The sequence below is a fragment of the Mucilaginibacter corticis genome (assembly GCF_007558865.1).
GTDB lineage: Bacteria > Bacteroidota > Bacteroidia > Sphingobacteriales > Sphingobacteriaceae > Mucilaginibacter > Mucilaginibacter corticis.
Genome location: NZ_VLPK01000001.1, coordinates 908907 through 925284 on the forward strand (window position 1 = coordinate 908907; position 16378 = coordinate 925284).

The window sequence follows — 16378 nt, forward strand, 5'->3', positions numbered from 1 at the left end:
CACCATGAAAAGATTTGTAACGATACTTGCCTTTTTAGGCGCTGTAAATACCGGCTTTGCGCAGGATGTTGACAAACTGATAGGCCAGGATGATGTGACGCGGATAATCAAAACTTTATCTGCCGACGATATGCAGGGCCGCGCCACGTTTACACCAGGCATTGAAAAAGCGGCAAAATTTATCGAGAATGAATATAAAACCATCGGCCTGCAACCCATGGCCGGTAATAGCGGTTTCAGGCAAAACTTTAGCATGATCAGGTCATCGGCAGTGAAAACATCTGTTAGTATAAATGGCGCAGATGTTCCCACCGATAATTACATTATGGCATCGAACACTTCATTTAGCTGGACCAAAGCAGAAGACGCCACGGTGGCTGTTATAACCGCGGATATGGACTTTAGGAAAGAATACCGAAAATATCTTTCAGCGGGCAAAAGCACTTTAGTTATTGTCGACCCTAAAAACGAAGTCTTTTTTAAGCGATTGCAAAACTATCTGAAAAGCAACACTTCATTTAAAGATGAGCCAACAGCGCCACCTTTGGTTTTTATCCTGGGTAAGTATGACGAGGTAAAATCATTTAACGTTAGTGATGAAGTTAAGCGCGAAGAGTTGCCGTTATTCAATATCGCCGGCATTATCCCGGGTAAAACAAAACCAGATGAGTTTGTGGTGTTCTCAGGTCATTATGATCATTTAGGAATATTGACAGGAGCAAATGTGATGCAAGGCGATAGTATAGCCAATGGCGCTGATGATGACGCATCGGGCACAACAGCGGTGATCACATTGGCCCGGTATTTTAAAAAGCTGAACAACAATGCCCGCACACTGGTATTTGTAGCCTTTACTGCCGAAGAGATCGGCGAGTATGGTTCGGCCTATTTTGCCAAAACCGTTAACCCGGATAAAGTGATGGCCATGTTTAATATTGAGATGATAGGTAAAGCCTCAAAATGGGGGATCAATTCGGCATTTATAACGGGTATTGAAAGGTCGGACTTCGGCCCTATCCTGCAAAAAAATTTAGAGGGCACCGCGTTTAAGTTTTATGCGGACCCTTATCCCGAACAAAACTTATTTTACCGCAGCGACAACGCGTCATTAGCCCGGGTGGGCGTACCGGCGCATACCATATCTACAGACCAGATTGATAGCGACAAGCTGTACCATACGGTAAAAGACGAGTTCAGCAGCCTGGATGTTGCCAACATTACTGCGACCATAAAGGCCATAGCTTTAAGCTCAAAAACAATTGTTTCAGGCCAGGACACACCAACACGGGTAGCCAAATTAGAAAACTAACCTAAAAAATATGGAAAACCAACCAAACCTTATCCCTCGTATAGCCATAACCAGTATTGCAAGCGGACTTATTTTGATGGCCTTTTTTACCACCATGTGGGCCGGTATTGCCAGCGGCAGTTTACACGCAATGGAAAAAGGGATTGAAATAGGTTTCTTTGGGGTATTAGTTATCGCTTTCATAACCTTTGCAATTTATTTCTTCTCTGTGGCCAAACGTTTCCCTAAAATAAGTACGGAAGAAGATAAAGCGCGCGAGAAAAAGGAAGGCAAATGGTTCGGGATAATTTTTGGCGCAGAAGGTTTGGGTATTTTTTTAGGGATAAACATAGTTGTTAACCTTGGGCATCCCGACCTTACCATCCCGGTAATTGCTTTGGTGGTAGGCCTGCATTTTTATCCCATGGCCAAAATATTCAGGCGCACTATGGATTACTACGTGGCCACATGGTCAACCATTATTGCTATTTGCAGTATTGTGCTTACCTTAAATAAAACCATGACTCCTGCTAATATTATTTTGTTTTTGGGGATAGGTATGGCACTATCTACCTCATGCTATGGTTTGTATATGATCCGTACCGGGCGGGGTTATGTTAAAAAAACGCCTATTGATGTGCAGGCAGCAGTATTATAATTCTTTTTGCATGATATAATCATTCAGAAAATATGGGCCAAAAGGGATATCCACCACTTGTACAATTTTGAAGCCCATTTTTTCATAAAACCCTTTAGCCGGGTTTAACCGGTGTACATTTAGCTCGAGGATGTTTTTACCCGCCGCGAGTACGCGCTCATAAATGGCGTTCAACAGCATTTTGCCAACTCCTTTGCCCTGGGTAGCGGGTAAGCTATATAATTTATGCAGACGGTATATATCAGGATTAATATTATCTGGTGAAAAAGCAGCGAATGCAACAGGCGACTCATCGTCCAATACTATTAAATAAATCTGTTCATTTTTTTTTATCTGGTTAGACAATGTTTCGGTAGCATACCGGTCCGCCAGCATAAATTCAATCTGGTCATTAGCTAAAATTGGCGAGTAAGTAGGTGGCCAGATCTTATGGGCCAATTGATGGATGGTTTCAGCGTCGTTTACAGTTGCTTCTTTGATGGTATACATGAAAGGGTATTGGTATTAATGATTCTCTTCCGGGTCAATATTTAACTCTGCAGATGCAGGCGGCTCAATAGAATTGCCGATAGCAAAGTATGCTTCCAGTTCGGCAAGGGTTGATGAGTTAGTGGCAATATCTTTAATGATCTTCCCTTTTTCCATCAGCAGTATCCGGTCGCAAACATCGGTTACATGGTTAAGGTCATGGCTTGATACCAGCGTGGTCACGCCCTTTCGGTTAGCGTCTTTAATTATATTCTTTAACCTGAATTGCGTTGTGGGGTCAATGTTTGCAAAAGGCTCATCAAGCATTAACAGTTCCGGGTTTTGCAGCATACATGAAGCTATCCCAACCTTTGTCTGGTTCCCTTTTGATAGATCGCGGATATATTTGCCGCGCTTTAAGATCTCGCCGTTAAAAAAGTCGCCATAGCCTGCCAAAAAATCATCAACATGGGCACGGGTTTGCTGGTGCAGGCCGCCGATAAAATAAAAGTATTCTTCAGGCGTAAGATAATCTATCAGGAAACCTTCATCCAAATATGACGCGGTGTAATTTTTCCAATGCTCGTGCCCGGCTACCGGTTCATTATTTGATAAAACTTCGCCAGCTTCGGGGCGGATCAAGTCCAACATCATGCGGAACAGGGTTGTTTTACCCGCACCGTTATTACCCACCAAGCCAACGCTTTCACCTTTTCTGATCTCAAGTTGTGGTATGTTTACCACAATAACGCCACTATAAACTTTTTTAAGCTCTTTTACCTGTATCATCTTATTTGTTTCTAAAACCCTCCAATATGGTGAATTTACGTTTGTAAAAATCGGCTTCCAGGAATTTTACCCAAAAGCTGCGGGTAAGAATACCCGTTAAACCAATAGCGCCTATTAGCGCCAAGCCAACATCCTCATATTTAAAATATTTAAACGGAATATAAATAATGAGCGGTGGTAACAACAACAAAAAGGATAGCATTAATTGTGTCGCGCCCACGCCCTCCCAGTTAAATGACGCGCCCTTGCTCAGATCTATTCGCTTTGCGTTGCGGTTGGCAAAGTATAATACCACGTTTACGGTAAAACCTAAATTCCACAAATACATGATAAAATGAATAAGCAGCACGCGCCAGCCAAAATATACGTAAGGTATGGTTAACAAAAAGGCCACGGTTGATGCTGTGGTGAACAGCAAATATTTTCCCCTCAAAAAATCGGCAAAATTTACCTTACTTACCATCAGCCCGTCAAAGTGCGACGCCTGCCAGCTAAACATAAACTGCCCGTAGTTAATAATAAAAATACCTGTCATGAACATGCCTACAAATATTTTAAAGCCCTCATTGCTACGTAATGCCGGGTTAGGGTAAAAAAACAATCCGTAAAGCAAAAAGAACAATGACATAACGAGCGCGGACCGCGGACGCTTGTTACGCAGCACAAGTTTTATCTCGTTAGCCACCAGGTCGCCTGTCGAACCGAAATAACTTAAAATGGGGTATTCCGTGCTGCTTTTAAACTTGTCTTTTTTGGTGCTTAATTCTTCCAGGTAAAGGTTCTTTTTTAAATAGGTAAAGTTTAAAAAATACATACCCGCGCCCAATAACACAGGTAATAAAGCCAATACCGGGTAACTCATTAAATGGCCAAAAAACAGGTAAGATATATTACGGATGGATATAATGTGCCATTTAAAATCAGATAAACCTATCAATATCATTATGGCTGCGACAATTAAAAAGATCCAGCCGTTTAAATTGGCTTTACGTTTAATATACAGGGCCAGGTAATTGTTTAAAACGGTTATCCCCAAAATGGAAACTATAAATGCCAAAGCGGTTACCAGGCCGGCGTCATGTAATACCACTTTAAATATAAACGGGAAAAACAGCACTATTGGCCACAAATTAAATACTGAAAAAAGCGCGGTTAACGCAAGGTAGCCTACGATAGTATTGCGTTTTATAGGTAATTGCAGGTAAGGCTGCACCCGTAAGGTAGGCAGTTCCTGCAGTTGTAATCGTGAAAACAATTCGCCCAGGAAATAGATCAGGATTATCCCGCAAAAAGAAAGGATCAGACCATCATGCGGAAAAACACTTTTCAAAACATTGTCCATAAAAAAACCTATCACTACTACGTTAAGCAGCAGGTATAAAATTAAAACAGCCATTACTATGCGCACGGCTAAATTTTTACCGGTATTTTTTGAGCGCCAAAAGGCCTTTAATTCATGCTTTAGGAAAGTTGATATCATACGCCGGCCTTTGTGGGGTGTTGTTTTCTAATTATGGTTAAATTTAATTAAACCTCGCCAAAGGAGAGGACTTTTTCTGTCAAAGTCTATTCCCCCCTCTCCTTTGGAGAGGACCGGGGAGAGGTCTAATATTTATACCTGTCGCCCCATAATTTCTTTAACCGTTCTTTTGACTCGTGTTCACGTGCGTTGTTACCGGGTTCGTAAATTTTTGTGCCTTTTATGGCGTCGGGTAAAAAATCAAGGTCTACAAAGTTGTTTTCAAAGCTATGGGCATATTTATAATCTTTGCCGTAACCAATGTTCTTCATCAGTTTAGTTGGCGCGTTGCGCAGGTGCAGCGGCACGGGCAGGTCGCCGGTTTGTTTTACCAGGCTCATAGCAGCCCCAATTGCCGTAGTGGCCGAATTACTTTTAGCCGAAGTTGCCAAATAAATTGCTGTTTGCGATAAGATCAACTGCGACTCAGGCATGCCTATTACATTTACCGAGTTAAAACAAGCCTGTGCCAGCAGCAAGGCGTTGGGATTGGCATTGCCGATATCTTCTGACGATAAGATCAGCATGCGGCGGGCGATGAATAGTGGGTCTTCACCTCCTGCAATCATCCTGGCCAGCCAGTAAACCGCACCATTAGGGTCGCTGCCCCGCATGGATTTTATAAAGGCCGATATGATGTCATAATGCTGTTCGCCCGCTTTATCATACAGCGCCATATTTTGCTGTACGTGGTCAAGCACTACTTTATTGGTGATCTCTATTTTTTTGCCCGAAATAGCGTTTACCAGTAGTTCAAATATGTTGAGCAGCTTACGCGCATCACCGCCCGAAAGGCGCAGCAATGCCTCGTACTCTTTAATATCAATATTTTTTTTGCTGAGGACCACATCTTCTTTCCGGGCTTTGTTTAACAAATTCACCAAGTCCTCTTCGGCCAATGGCTGCAGGATATACACCTGGCACCGCGACAACAAAGCCGAGATCACTTCGAACGACGGATTTTCTGTAGTGGCACCTATCAGGGTTACTATACCCCGTTCAACCGCGCCCAGCAGTGAATCCTGCTGCGATTTTGAAAAGCGATGGATCTCATCAATAAACAACACCGGCAGGGTGTCACCTTCTTCTTTTAAACGCGACGCCGTTTCAATAACCTCACGCACATCCTTTACGCCCGAGTTAATGGCGCTTAATGAAAAGAAGGGCCTGTCCAGCGTTTGCGATATGATATAAGCCAGCGTTGTTTTACCCACACCCGGCGGCCCCCAAAATAACATTGACGGCAGCGCGCCGCTCTCAATAGCCTTACGTAACACCGCGCCGGGGCCAACCAAATGCTGCTGGCCGACATAATCGTCCAGTGTTTTGGGGCGCATACGTTCTGCTAATGGCGGCAAATTGTTCATGTAGTAAAAATCCGAAAATAAAAGCTAAATCCTAAATTTTTTAGTATTTTTAAATAACAATTAAATGATCAACAAGTTTACCCACGCCAATTTTCACGCCATCTGCGATGAGCTGGCATCCGCCGATGCAGATTTAGCTACAATCATAAATGCATATGGTTATCCGCCATTATGGTCACGACCCAACACTTTTGAAACCCTGGTGCATATTATTTTAGAACAGCAGGTATCGCTGGCGTCTGCGCTATCAGCTTTAAACAAACTACGTGAGCGGGTACAGGAGATCACACCTGCACGGGTATTATTACTAACCGACGAAGAATATCGTGCCTGTTATTGCAGCCGGCAAAAAACGGGCTATATCAGATACCTGGCAGAAGCTATACTAAGCGGACAAATTAATTTGCAGGCTTTTGAGCATATGGAAGACGACGAGATCCGCGCGCAAATGGTTACACTAAAAGGCATAGGTAACTGGACGGTTGATGTTTACCTGATGTTTGTATTGCAAAGGGCGGATATATTTCCTGCAGGCGATCTTGCCGCAGTCAATGCTTTAAAACGGGTTAAAACCCTTCCGGCAACAACTACAAGAGAAGATGTTATAAATGTAGCAGCAAACTGGCAGCCCTACCGAACCGTATCTACCATGATATTATGGCATTACTATTTATCATCGCCGGCAAAAAGGGTAACCAAACAAAAAGAGCAACCTTTTTAGTGGTTGCTCTTGTATAATTTGAATCAGTAATGATTATCTGAATGTTACGCTTGTTTTACCCATGGTATAACCATCAGCATATAAAATGATGGTGTACATTCCTTTTTGGAAAGGTGAGGCATAAACCCAGTCTACAGTATAACCAACACCATCATCTTTAAAGTCGATTGATGTTTTATAGGTTGATTGCAGGTCCTGGCCATCAGCATTAAATGTTCCGCTATCAGTACCGGTTATCAGGTTGCCTATCGGATCAATAATGCGGATATAAATATCATGTAAGCCTTTTGTAGCTATCGCGTTGCTGGCAACTGTAAAGTTGATCTTTAATTTATTTACGTTTTTGGCTTTGGTTTCGTCAACCTCTTTGCCGTTCTTTTTAACCTTATACCCGACGACACTTGTTGTCGCGACTTTTAGCGCCGACGCCACCTTTACTTTCGAATCAAGGTCCTGGTTTTGTTTTTCAAGCGTGGTCGCTTTTTCGCTTACCGCGCTCAGGTTAGTTTTTAACGTATCCCTTTCGGTAGTTAATGATTGATTTTCTTTTTTCAGCTCATCAATGTCAGCAGTGTATTTGGTAACAAAATAGCGCAGTTGTTTTACGTCTTCCTGTGCTTTGCCCAATTCGGCAGCTGTTAACTTGCCTTTAGCCAGCTCGCTTCTTAAAACTTTGATCTTAGCTTTAAGCGAATCGTTTTTTGCCTGCATTTCAGCAGATAGCTTGGTTTTACCCAGATTTACCTGCTCTATTTGTGCTTCTAAGCTATCAAGCTCTGTCTGTAGCTTTGTTTTTTCGTCATTCTGGTATACAATCCTTTGGTCAGAGTTGCTTTTTTTCATGTACAAATACACGTCAGTGCCTAATAACGCAATAATCACAACAACGAGGAAGTAGATGACGTTCGAATTTTTTTTAGGCTCTTGTGTTGGTTGGTTCTCCATAAAAATTAACTGTTTTGGTGCTTTAAATAATAATTAATCCGGCAGGTGTCTTAAAAAAGGTTTGACTTAAATTTTTATCCGCATTTATTATTGTTAACTATTAACATATACGTAATAATGTAAATTTTATGATAATGTTTTACAAAGACGATAAATATTTGAATATAATTTTTATAAAAGTATGTACAAATTGATTAAAACGCAATTATTATTTGTCATAATAAAGCGTCGTATCAATGAGTTTATATCTTTGCAGTTCCTTAAAGAAAGACGTTTAATGCTACATCTTCGCCATATTATATTCCTGTTTACATTACTGAGTTTAACCAAAACATACGCGCAAACAGATACCCTTGAAGAGGTAAATGAAGACCCGAAACGCGAGTTTAGGGGGGTATGGGTAGCTACAGTAGGTAATATCGACTGGCCCAAGCCCGGCTCAACGCCCGATCAGCAAAAACAGCAGCTTGTTAGTATATTAGACCAGCACCAACGCACCGGCCTTAACGCGGTAATGTTCCAGGTGCGCCCTGCTGCCGATGCTTTTTATGCCAAAGGCCGCGAGCCATGGTCAAAATGGTTAATGGGCAAGCAGGGGCAAGCCCCAAACCCGTTTTACGATCCTTTAGAATTTGCCATTACCGAGGCACATAAACGGGGGATAGAACTGCATGCCTGGTTTAACCCCTATCGTGCTACTACCGATAACCGGTATGCTGCTTTAAGCCCTGACCATATCACCAACAAGCACCCTGAATGGTTTTTTACCTACGGCGGAATGAAAACCTTTAACCCCGGCATCCCCGAAGTGCGCGAATATATTGTACGCGTTATTTTAGATGTGGTTGATAATTATGATGTAGACGGGATCCACATGGATGATTATTTTTACCCGTACCAGATTGCCGGGCAAAAAATAAATGACGACTCAACCTATCACCAGTATGGTGCAGCTTTTAGCGATATACGGGACTGGCGCCGAGATAATGTTAACCAGCTGATAAAAATGCTGAGCGACAGCATTCATAAACATAAACCATACGTTAAGTTCGGTATTAGTCCGTTTGGCATTTGGGCAAATAAATCTCAAAACCCTGAAGGGTCTGATACACGCGGTGGTGATTCTTATTATGAATTATATGCCGATTCGCGTAAATGGATAAAGGAGGGCTGGCTTGATTATATCAATCCGCAAATGTACTGGCCTATCGGCGACAGGCTTAACCCATTTGAAAAGCTATTACCGTGGTGGAGTGACAATACATATAACCGGCATTTATATGTGGGGCATGCGGCGTACCGGATCAATGAGCGCAAGATCAGTGGCTTTAAACAGGCCGCAGAAATGCCTGACGAGATCAATATGTTACGCGCTAATCCACGTGTACAGGGCAGCGTGTATTTCAGTTCACAATCATTAACTGATAACAAATTAGGTTTTACTGATTCTTTGCGATTAGATTACTATAAGCACCCTGCTTTACCCCCGGTAATGTTATGGCTTGATTCTATCCCGCCAAATATCCCGCAAAATATAAAAGTAACCCGGGTACCCAATACCAACAACGTTCAGCTGAATTGGGAAGCGCCGCCGCCGGCAAAGGATAATGAACTGGTTTACGGTTATGTTATCTACAGATTTGAGGGCGACGAGGAGATTGATATTTCAACCGCTACCAATATCCTGCATATCCAGTATAATAACACGCCGCAGTTTACTGATACTACTACTCAAAAAGGCAAAACTTACCTGTATGTAATTACGGCTATTGACAGGTTGAAGAACGAAAGCGACCGGTCGCCTACAATGGCTATTACCATACAATAATACCTATTTGCTATATTGCTGATTGATTATTCAAAATGAGAGCAGTAATACAACGCGTTTCTGAAGCAAGCTGTAAAGTTGACGGCGAAATAACCGGGCAGATAGGTTTGGGCTTTATGATACTATTGGGTATTGAAGATGCCGATACCGACGAGGACCTGCAATGGCTGGCCCAAAAAATAACCGGCCTGCGTATTTTTGGCGATGAGAACGGCCTCATGAATAAGGCACTGGGCGATGTTGATGGCAGCATTTTATTGGTATCTCAATTTACGCTCTTCGCTCAAACCAAAAAAGGCAATCGTCCGTCATTCATCAAGGCGGCCCGGCCGGATAAGGCTATCCCGCTATATGAACAGATGATAGATAAGCTCAACAATCTTACCGGCAAAAAAACCGCAACAGGCATATTTGGCGGTGATATGAAGATAAGTCTGGTGAACGATGGGCCGGTAACCATCATTATGGATACGAAAGATAAAGACAATCACTAAATATTATGGAATTAGCCGAAGCACAAAAACTGGTTGACAACTGGATCCAAACCACAGGTATCCGCTATTTTAACGAACTCACCAATACGGCTATCTTGATGGAAGAGGTTGGCGAAGTCGCCCGGATCATGGCGCGGCAATATGGCGAGCAATCTTTCAAAAAATCAGATACAGAAGTTAACCTGGCCGATGAAATGGCCGATGTTTTATTTGTGCTCATCTGCCTGGCCAACCAAACCGGTATCGACCTTACTGATGCCCTCCTAAAAAACATGGAAAAGAAAAGCATCCGCGATGCCGACAGGCATAAGAATAATGATAAGCTAAAATAAGTTGTGGGCCTGGCAATTAAAGAAATTAATATCTTTATATAATTGTCATGAAAAAATTAGCCCTAAATTTGGTTGCGATTGCATGTTGCCTGGGATTGATTTCCTGGAAAACACCAGATTACCGCCCCGCTTTTGCAGCTACTCAGCGTGGCCTTACCGATTTGACTAAGAAAGGGCTGCTTAAGTTAACTGGTAATCAAACATTGACATATTTGGGAACAAAACTAAGTACGGCGGTATTAGATACGGTTAATAAGTATGTCAAACCTATCAATAATTTTAAAATGTCCAGGCCTTATACCGTACAGGACGCACAAAAGGTCGTCAATCCATCATTTTTTGCAATTACCCGTTTCGAAAAAAAAATTTCAAATACAAAACTTAACAACAACCAACGGGTATTTGCTTTAAAAGTGCTGATAGCGCTGAAAGCCGGCTTAAACATGCCCTTACAAGACGTTGGCGAACTACCTCCGCGGGACACATTTATCAAACACGATATTTTTGTCGAGAGTGAACAGTTAAATCACAAAAGTGTAAAAATCAGATCTCCTTTCCCTTACCGCGCTTATTGGAGTGGTTTACGGGTAGCCCAGGCTAAGGGCGACGCCCGAATAGTTGCTTATTATATGAACCAGGCTTATGAAGAGGCCGGCGAAGAGGTTGCCGGTAAATTAAATGATATATTTTTTCAACTGGCTTATCCTGCACCACCGGGTAGCATAAATGAACCCTTGGGCGATGATGATTATGATCCTGTTCCACCTGGCCAGGAACGGGTTTATAAATTTGGTTATGCACAGTTTCCCGGAACGGATATTGAGATGAAAAAGTTTTTTAACGATCATTTAGTTTACCCGAAAAATGAATGGGAATGGGGTATGGAGGGCTTTGTTTACGCAAGTTTCATCGTGGAAAAAGATGGCTCGATATCTACTATTGAAGTTAAGCATGGAATCTCGCCGGATATAGATGCGGAAGTAATCCGTGTGCTAAAACTTTCACCCAAATGGCGCCCTATGGAAATGGAGGGCAAAGGTGCCGTCCGTTCAGAAGCTGCTGTGCGCTTTTATTTTTTAATCTATGTTGATGAGCAAAGAAAGCGCAGTTTAGTATTTGACGGACTTAAAAAAGTTTTATGTTCAAAAACGGACTGATATCTACGGCGCTACAACTTCACCAATCTCTCGCCATCCAAAACAGGTATCGCGGTAGCAATATCCACATTCAAACAAAAAGCGATATCGGCTTCAATACCCAGTTTTTTCAGGCGTTCGCTGTGCGATGTTTTTTTCAAGTAGCCATCCAGGTCGTCTTTGGCCAGTTGGTAAAGGTCATTAGCCGCAATAGCCGAATCATCAATCACGAAACCACTGTTTTTGAGCTGCTCAACCACCGCGCCTGCAAATAAGGTATCTTCCAGGTTAAAGTTGTTCTTCCAGCCCGAGCATACCAGTAAAACGTTTTCGTTTTGTTGCTTAAGCCAGTTGCAAAGGCTTGTAATGTTAATAAAAGCCCCAAGAACTATTTTTTTTGCGCTGCGCGAAAGGTGTAAAGCATGTGTGCCGTTGGTAGTAGTGAGCACAATGGTTTTACCGGCTACCTTTTCCTTAGTGTATGAGAACGGCGAATTACCAAAATCAAACCCTTCGACTACTTTACCGTCACGCTCCGCCGCCAGCAGGTAATCAAACCCTTTTTCATGGTAAGCGCTACATTCTTCAACCTGCGATACCGGGATAATAGCTTCAGCACCGTTTTCAATACCATAGCAAATAGAAGTAGTTGCCCTGAAAATATCAATCACCACCACAATATAATCCTCGACCTTATAAAGCGGGATCAATGCAGGTGTAAGGCAAACTTCGAGTTTAACGCCCCCCCCGCCCCCTGAAGGGGGAGCTGAATGCATATTGATATTTGAAATCATTTCTTTTATACGTTTTATTCCCCCTTTAGGGGGTTAGGGGGCGAACTATTTGTAAAATGGTGGCTTAACTATTTTAGCTTTTACGCTGTTGTCACGAATTTTAACAAATATCTCTGTGCCTTCTTTGGCAAACTCGGTTTTTACGTAGCCCAGGCCTATCGCTTTTTGTAACGACGGCGATTGTGTACCAGAGGTTACTTTGCCAATTACATTACCTTCCGCATCAACTATTTCATAATCATGGCGCGGTATGCCGCGGTCTATCATTTCAAAGCCAACCAGCTTTTGGCTAACACCGGCAGTCTTTTGATCCTGCAAAGCGGCCGAATTGGTAAACTCTTTATTAAACTTGGTTACCCAGCCTAAACCGGCCTCTAACGGTGACGTCTTATCGTCAATATCATTACCATACAGGCAGAAACCCATTTCAAGGCGTAAGGTGTCACGGGCACCTAAGCCTATCGGTTTAATACCAAAAGGTTCGCCTGCTTTAAATACAGCGTCCCAGATAAATTTAGCATGCTCATTATCAAAGTAAAGCTCGAACCCACCAGCACCGGTATAACCCGTTGCCGAAACGATAACATTATCAATACCTGCAAACGTTCCTTTTTTAAAGGTGTAGTATTCCATTGAGCCAAGGTCAATGTCTGTTAAGCTTTGCAAAGCCTCGGCAGCTTTAGGCCCCTGTACCGCTAATAACGATGTACGGTCAGAAATGTCTTTCATCACCACACCTTCGGTATTAAACTGGCTGATCCAGTTCCAATCCTTTTCAATGTTCGACGCGTTTACAACCAGCATGTATGTTTTTTCGTCAATGCGGTAAACCAACAGGTCGTCAACTATGCCGCCATCCTTATTAGGCAGGCAAGAATATTGCACCTTGCCGTCATATAATTTTGAAGCATCATTACTGCTTACACGCTGGATTAAATCAAGCGCGTTATCCCCTTTTAAAATAAATTCGCCCATGTGGCTAACGTCAAACACGCCTACGCCTTTGCGCACGGTTTCGTGTTCGGCATTTATACCTGCGTATTGTACGGGCATGTTGTACCCTGCAAAAGGCACCATCTTGGCGCCGGCTTTAATATGGACTTCGGTAAGAGCTGTATTTTTCATCAGTTAATTTGTTTTTACATTGCTGAAATTTGACACCACTTTTTGTTAGCGGCAGATGATGTCAATCTCGCACAAAATTATATTTGGTGTAAAAGTAATAAAAGGAAGCCAGTTTAGGCGTAATCAAAAAAGGAAAAAGCGATAGTTTGAGTGCTATCGCTTTTTACATAAGTCGGGATAGAAAGCTGTCCCTTTTATACCGTTATTTAAATAACTGATGTTGAAAATCAGCGAGCTTATTTACCTTGCCCCATCATCATTATTTATACCCCTCCTGGTTTTCTTAATGGCATCTTTCAACTTGCCAAAATTATAGTTCAGGCTAATGGTATAACTTCTGAAATAGTTTTGGTTGATAATGGTTTGTGTAAAATCTGTACCCGATGTTTCGGTAATGTTATTCCTGTATTTGGTGAACGGGTTACGTACACCTGCGGAGAGGGACAGTTTGTTTTTTATCAGTTGCTTGTTCACACTTAACCCGGTACTGACCACCCCGTTTGACGAACCCTGCAGGCCAGTTGGGTTACGCCCGTTAATATCTACATTGGCATTAATACGCCAGCCTCCATCTAAGGCATAACCCAGCGATGGATAAATACCGACTGTCACAAAGCTGATATTTTTCATCACACCATCAACCGGGCCATCCAGCGTAAAATACATGATGTTGCTATTTACGCTAAAATTCAGGCTTTTGGTAAAAGGATAGCTGAAGCCGATGAAATTACCAATGCCCGTTACCTTACCCAAGTTTTTATAGGTAGAATAAGTGATGTTTGTGGCTTTATCAAAATTGCTGACCAGCAGGTCAAGGTTACGGCCAAAATCATAAAACACTGCCACGTTTAAGCTGGCTTTGCCGGATAGGTTGTAGCCCAGCCGGATATCGCTGATCAACACACGTCCCAGGTCTGGGTTACCGTATGATTGAAAGTTAGGGTTTGACCGGTCGACAAACGGATTCAATTTATTAATGCCCGGCCGTTTTAACCGCTGTGAAAAACCCAGGTTTAATCCGCTGTTTTTATCAACCAGCATATTTATGGCTATTGACGGAACAATATCCAGGTAGCGTTGATGCGCGGCAGAAGCGGTCGAAATAAAGTCGGCATCAGTAATAGTTTGTTCAACGCGCACCCCGGCTTTAATGGTTAATGATTTTGTGGCATACTGCCAGGTATTATAGGCGGCTAATATATTCTGGGTGCTGTTGTATTGGTTAGATAACGAGCTATCCCGTTCAAATTGATTGGCAGCGGCATTAAACGTGTTGTATTGAAAATCACTTTTATTATCCCTGAAAATGCCTTTAACCCCCGCCTCGACACTCCATTTTTTAAAAGATTGCACAAAATCAAGCTGTACGGTTTGCTCGGATGCGGATGTAATATCATCCTGGTCGTAATCGGGCGCATCATAATTTACCCTGTCCGTGGTTTTTAAATATGCCTGGTTCCTATTATCATATTTGTAGTATCGGTAAGAGAATGTCAGCAGCTTTGATTTATTGTTTTTAAAACCTAGTTGGTAGTTTAATGCTGCATCAAATCCTTTTCCATGTCCGTTATTGGTGTTGGTAAGGTCATAGCCGGTTATATCATCCGCAGGCCCGGCAAGTATCGATTGCTGTGTACTGTTGCCGTTTGATTTGCTGCCGTTGATATTAAATTGCCCCGATACCAGGTTAAGCGAATCTATCTCGTAGCTTAACTCCGTCCCTAAATAACCATTGTTGCCGTTTGATCTTGACGTACCTTGTTGGTTTAGATAAGTAAGATCAGTACCCGTTGTGTTACGGACATTTAAATTGGTAGTTAACGGGCTATTGGAAAGACTACCGCCGCCAAATGCCGATAAACCAAATTTGCCCGATTTAACCGAAACAGAGGTACCAAATCCCGGGCCGGAGGGAGTGCGTTCATTCAGGTCTACGGTTCCGTTATAGCCATCAACTATCTTTTTGTAGGTAATGATATTGATGATACCGCCCAGCCCTTCTGCATCATATTTCGCGGGGGGTGTGGTGTAAACCTCTATCCGCTGTATGGTTGATGCCGGGATGCTGCGCAATACGCTTTTGGCATCGCGTTCCATCATGCTTGATGGTTTCCCGTTGATCAGGAACTTATAGCTGCTGTTTCCTTTCAGCAGGATGTTTTCATTAGCGTCTAAAGTAACAAATGGCACTTTGCGCATCATTTCAAGCACGTTACTCACTTTGTTTTCCGGGTCGGCCTGCAGGTCGTAAGTAATCCGGTCTACTTCCTGTTTAATAATCGGTTTATCCGCTTTTATAGTAACTTCTTTTAAATTTTTACTTTTCGCGGTATCGGCATTTTTTGTTTGCGCTATTAGCTTTGATCCCGACAGGATCAATAAAGCAATCAATAAAGTTTTATAGTTTATGGAGATCTGTTTCATGGTGATTTTTAGGCAAAAGGGGTCTGGTAAGCAGCTAAAAGCTGCCTTTAAATAAGGGTTATTAAAAATTCAATTAAGCCCCTGAAAGAACTTTCAGGGAAAAGGGACGTGATTAGTTAGCGCTGCTATTCTTTTTATTATGGAGTATAAAATAGCTGATGATAAGGCTCAATCCGCCAAACAAACAAACCATTGACAGGTAGCCGGTGGCTTCGTCAACCCCGCAATTGTTGTATAACACCCATCCCAATAAAAAACCTACGGAAATGCCAACTAAAAAAAGTCCGTATTTCAAGGTTGATGCCCCGTAATTGGCGCGCGGAAAAGGTGAGGTGGTCAGATTTTTCTCCAATATGGTCATCCGCTCTCTGTGGCGGGTCATTAAAAATACGTACACCATGCCGAACACGGCGGCAAATGCGGCTAAGGATACTACGGCGTCTCTGGTAACTTCTTGCATGATTTCTATTTTTTAAATTAAAAGCCATTT

At 42.5% G+C, this 16378-nt stretch carries 16 protein-coding genes; 7 read left to right on the top strand and 9 right to left on the bottom strand.

What is annotated here, in order from left to right:
- Positions 1–4: 4 nt before the first annotated feature.
- A complete protein-coding gene (locus FO440_RS03900; RefSeq protein ID WP_144246911.1) occupies positions 5–1309 on the top strand; it encodes a M28 family metallopeptidase in 1305 nt (434 codons plus the stop codon).
- A gap of 10 nt (positions 1310–1319) precedes the next feature.
- Positions 1320–1946, top strand: coding sequence for a hypothetical protein (locus FO440_RS03905; RefSeq protein WP_144246912.1), 627 nt, complete (start codon positions 1320–1322; stop codon positions 1944–1946).
- On the opposite strand, the gene FO440_RS03910 is transcribed toward FO440_RS03905, so the two are convergent.
- The 4 genes from FO440_RS03910 to FO440_RS03925 form a co-directional block, all read right to left on the bottom strand.
- Positions 1941–2435: a GNAT family N-acetyltransferase gene (locus FO440_RS03910; protein WP_144246913.1), complete on the bottom strand. Its 495-nt coding sequence runs from the start codon at positions 2433–2435 to the stop codon at positions 1941–1943. The two genes, FO440_RS03905 and FO440_RS03910, sit on opposite strands and share 6 nt — an antisense overlap.
- 15 nt (positions 2436–2450) lie before the next feature.
- The gene (locus FO440_RS03915) at positions 2451–3203 is read right to left on the bottom strand and encodes an ABC transporter ATP-binding protein (RefSeq protein WP_144246914.1); all 753 of its coding nucleotides are present in this window, start codon (positions 3201–3203) and stop codon (positions 2451–2453) included.
- A gap of 1 nt (position 3204) precedes the next feature.
- Positions 3205–4683: a DUF5687 family protein gene (locus FO440_RS03920; protein WP_144246915.1), complete on the bottom strand. Its 1479-nt coding sequence runs from the start codon at positions 4681–4683 to the stop codon at positions 3205–3207.
- Between the two features lie 125 nt (positions 4684–4808).
- Positions 4809–6089 carry a replication-associated recombination protein A gene (locus FO440_RS03925; RefSeq protein ID WP_144246916.1) on the bottom strand — a complete coding sequence of 427 codons (1281 nt, stop codon included), beginning with the start codon at positions 6087–6089 and terminating at the stop codon, positions 4809–4811.
- Positions 6090–6153: 64 nt separating this feature from the next.
- On the opposite strand from FO440_RS03925, the gene FO440_RS03930 reads away from it, so the two are divergent.
- Positions 6154–6810: a DNA-3-methyladenine glycosylase family protein gene (locus FO440_RS03930; RefSeq protein ID WP_144246917.1), complete on the top strand. Its 657-nt coding sequence runs from the start codon at positions 6154–6156 to the stop codon at positions 6808–6810.
- Between the two features lie 33 nt (positions 6811–6843).
- Here the strand turns inward: FO440_RS03930 and FO440_RS03935 are convergent, their stop codons facing one another.
- Positions 6844–7755: a coiled-coil domain-containing protein gene (locus FO440_RS03935; protein ID WP_144246918.1), complete on the bottom strand. Its 912-nt coding sequence runs from the start codon at positions 7753–7755 to the stop codon at positions 6844–6846.
- Between the two features lie 277 nt (positions 7756–8032).
- Between FO440_RS03935 and FO440_RS03940 the strand changes: the two genes are divergently transcribed.
- Genes FO440_RS03940 through FO440_RS03955 form a run of 4 tightly spaced genes read left to right on the top strand, consistent with a single transcriptional unit; the run spans position 8033 to position 11566 of the window.
- Entirely contained in the window at positions 8033–9583 is a 1551-nt protein-coding gene (locus tag FO440_RS03940; RefSeq protein WP_144246919.1) for a glycoside hydrolase family 10 protein, read from the top strand.
- 35 nt (positions 9584–9618) lie between these two features.
- Positions 9619–10077 (top strand): D-aminoacyl-tRNA deacylase, encoded by a 459-nt coding sequence (gene dtd / locus FO440_RS03945; RefSeq protein ID WP_144246920.1) that lies wholly within the window; start codon positions 9619–9621, stop codon positions 10075–10077.
- Between the two features lie 5 nt (positions 10078–10082).
- Entirely contained in the window at positions 10083–10409 is a 327-nt protein-coding gene (locus tag FO440_RS03950) for a nucleotide pyrophosphohydrolase (RefSeq protein ID WP_144246921.1), read from the top strand.
- Positions 10410–10456: 47 nt separating this feature from the next.
- Positions 10457–11566 carry an energy transducer TonB gene (locus tag FO440_RS03955; RefSeq protein WP_144246922.1) on the top strand — a complete coding sequence of 370 codons (1110 nt, stop codon included), beginning with the start codon at positions 10457–10459 and terminating at the stop codon, positions 11564–11566.
- Positions 11567–11577: 11 nt separating this feature from the next.
- On the opposite strand, the gene FO440_RS03960 is transcribed toward FO440_RS03955, so the two are convergent.
- From FO440_RS03960 to FO440_RS03975, 4 genes are all read right to left on the bottom strand, one after another.
- Positions 11578–12321, bottom strand: coding sequence for a 2-phosphosulfolactate phosphatase (locus FO440_RS03960; protein ID WP_144246923.1), 744 nt, complete (start codon positions 12319–12321; stop codon positions 11578–11580).
- 63 nt (positions 12322–12384) lie between these two features.
- Positions 12385–13464, bottom strand: coding sequence for a glycine cleavage system aminomethyltransferase GcvT (gene gcvT / locus FO440_RS03965; protein WP_144246924.1), 1080 nt, complete (start codon positions 13462–13464; stop codon positions 12385–12387).
- 240 nt (positions 13465–13704) lie between these two features.
- A complete protein-coding gene (locus FO440_RS03970; protein WP_144246925.1) occupies positions 13705–15888 on the bottom strand; it encodes an outer membrane beta-barrel family protein in 2184 nt (727 codons plus the stop codon).
- 112 nt (positions 15889–16000) lie between these two features.
- Positions 16001–16348, bottom strand: a complete 348-nt coding sequence (locus FO440_RS03975) for a DUF6249 domain-containing protein (RefSeq protein ID WP_144246926.1) — start codon at positions 16346–16348, stop codon at positions 16001–16003.
- Positions 16349–16378: the final 30 nt, after the last annotated feature.

Bases quoted from the DNA above. Each gene is read 5' to 3' on its own strand.
- FO440_RS03910 (WP_144246913.1), bottom strand. From the start codon at position 2,435: ATGTATACCATCAAAGAAGCAACTGTAAACGACGCTGAAACCATCCAT.
- FO440_RS03955 (WP_144246922.1), top strand. From the start codon at position 10,457: ATGAAAAAATTAGCCCTAAATTTGGTTGCGATTGCATGTTGCCTGGGA.
- FO440_RS03925 (WP_144246916.1), bottom strand. From the start codon at position 6,089: ATGAACAATTTGCCGCCATTAGCAGAACGTATGCGCCCCAAAACACTG.
- FO440_RS03900 (WP_144246911.1), top strand. From the start codon at position 5: ATGAAAAGATTTGTAACGATACTTGCCTTTTTAGGCGCTGTAAATACC.
- FO440_RS03905 (WP_144246912.1), top strand. From the start codon at position 1,320: ATGGAAAACCAACCAAACCTTATCCCTCGTATAGCCATAACCAGTATT.
- FO440_RS03960 (WP_144246923.1), bottom strand. From the start codon at position 12,321: ATGCATTCAGCTCCCCCTTCAGGGGGCGGGGGGGGCGTTAAACTCGAA.
- FO440_RS03975 (WP_144246926.1), bottom strand. From the start codon at position 16,348: ATGCAAGAAGTTACCAGAGACGCCGTAGTATCCTTAGCCGCATTTGCC.
- FO440_RS03950 (WP_144246921.1), top strand. From the start codon at position 10,083: ATGGAATTAGCCGAAGCACAAAAACTGGTTGACAACTGGATCCAAACC.
- FO440_RS03915 (WP_144246914.1), bottom strand. From the start codon at position 3,203: ATGATACAGGTAAAAGAGCTTAAAAAAGTTTATAGTGGCGTTATTGTG.
- FO440_RS03935 (WP_144246918.1), bottom strand. From the start codon at position 7,755: ATGGAGAACCAACCAACACAAGAGCCTAAAAAAAATTCGAACGTCATC.
- FO440_RS03940 (WP_144246919.1), top strand. From the start codon at position 8,033: ATGCTACATCTTCGCCATATTATATTCCTGTTTACATTACTGAGTTTA.
- FO440_RS03930 (WP_144246917.1), top strand. From the start codon at position 6,154: ATGATCAACAAGTTTACCCACGCCAATTTTCACGCCATCTGCGATGAG.
- gcvT (WP_144246924.1), bottom strand. From the start codon at position 13,464: ATGAAAAATACAGCTCTTACCGAAGTCCATATTAAAGCCGGCGCCAAG.
- FO440_RS03970 (WP_144246925.1), bottom strand. From the start codon at position 15,888: ATGAAACAGATCTCCATAAACTATAAAACTTTATTGATTGCTTTATTG.
- FO440_RS03920 (WP_144246915.1), bottom strand. From the start codon at position 4,683: ATGATATCAACTTTCCTAAAGCATGAATTAAAGGCCTTTTGGCGCTCA.
- dtd (WP_144246920.1), top strand. From the start codon at position 9,619: ATGAGAGCAGTAATACAACGCGTTTCTGAAGCAAGCTGTAAAGTTGAC.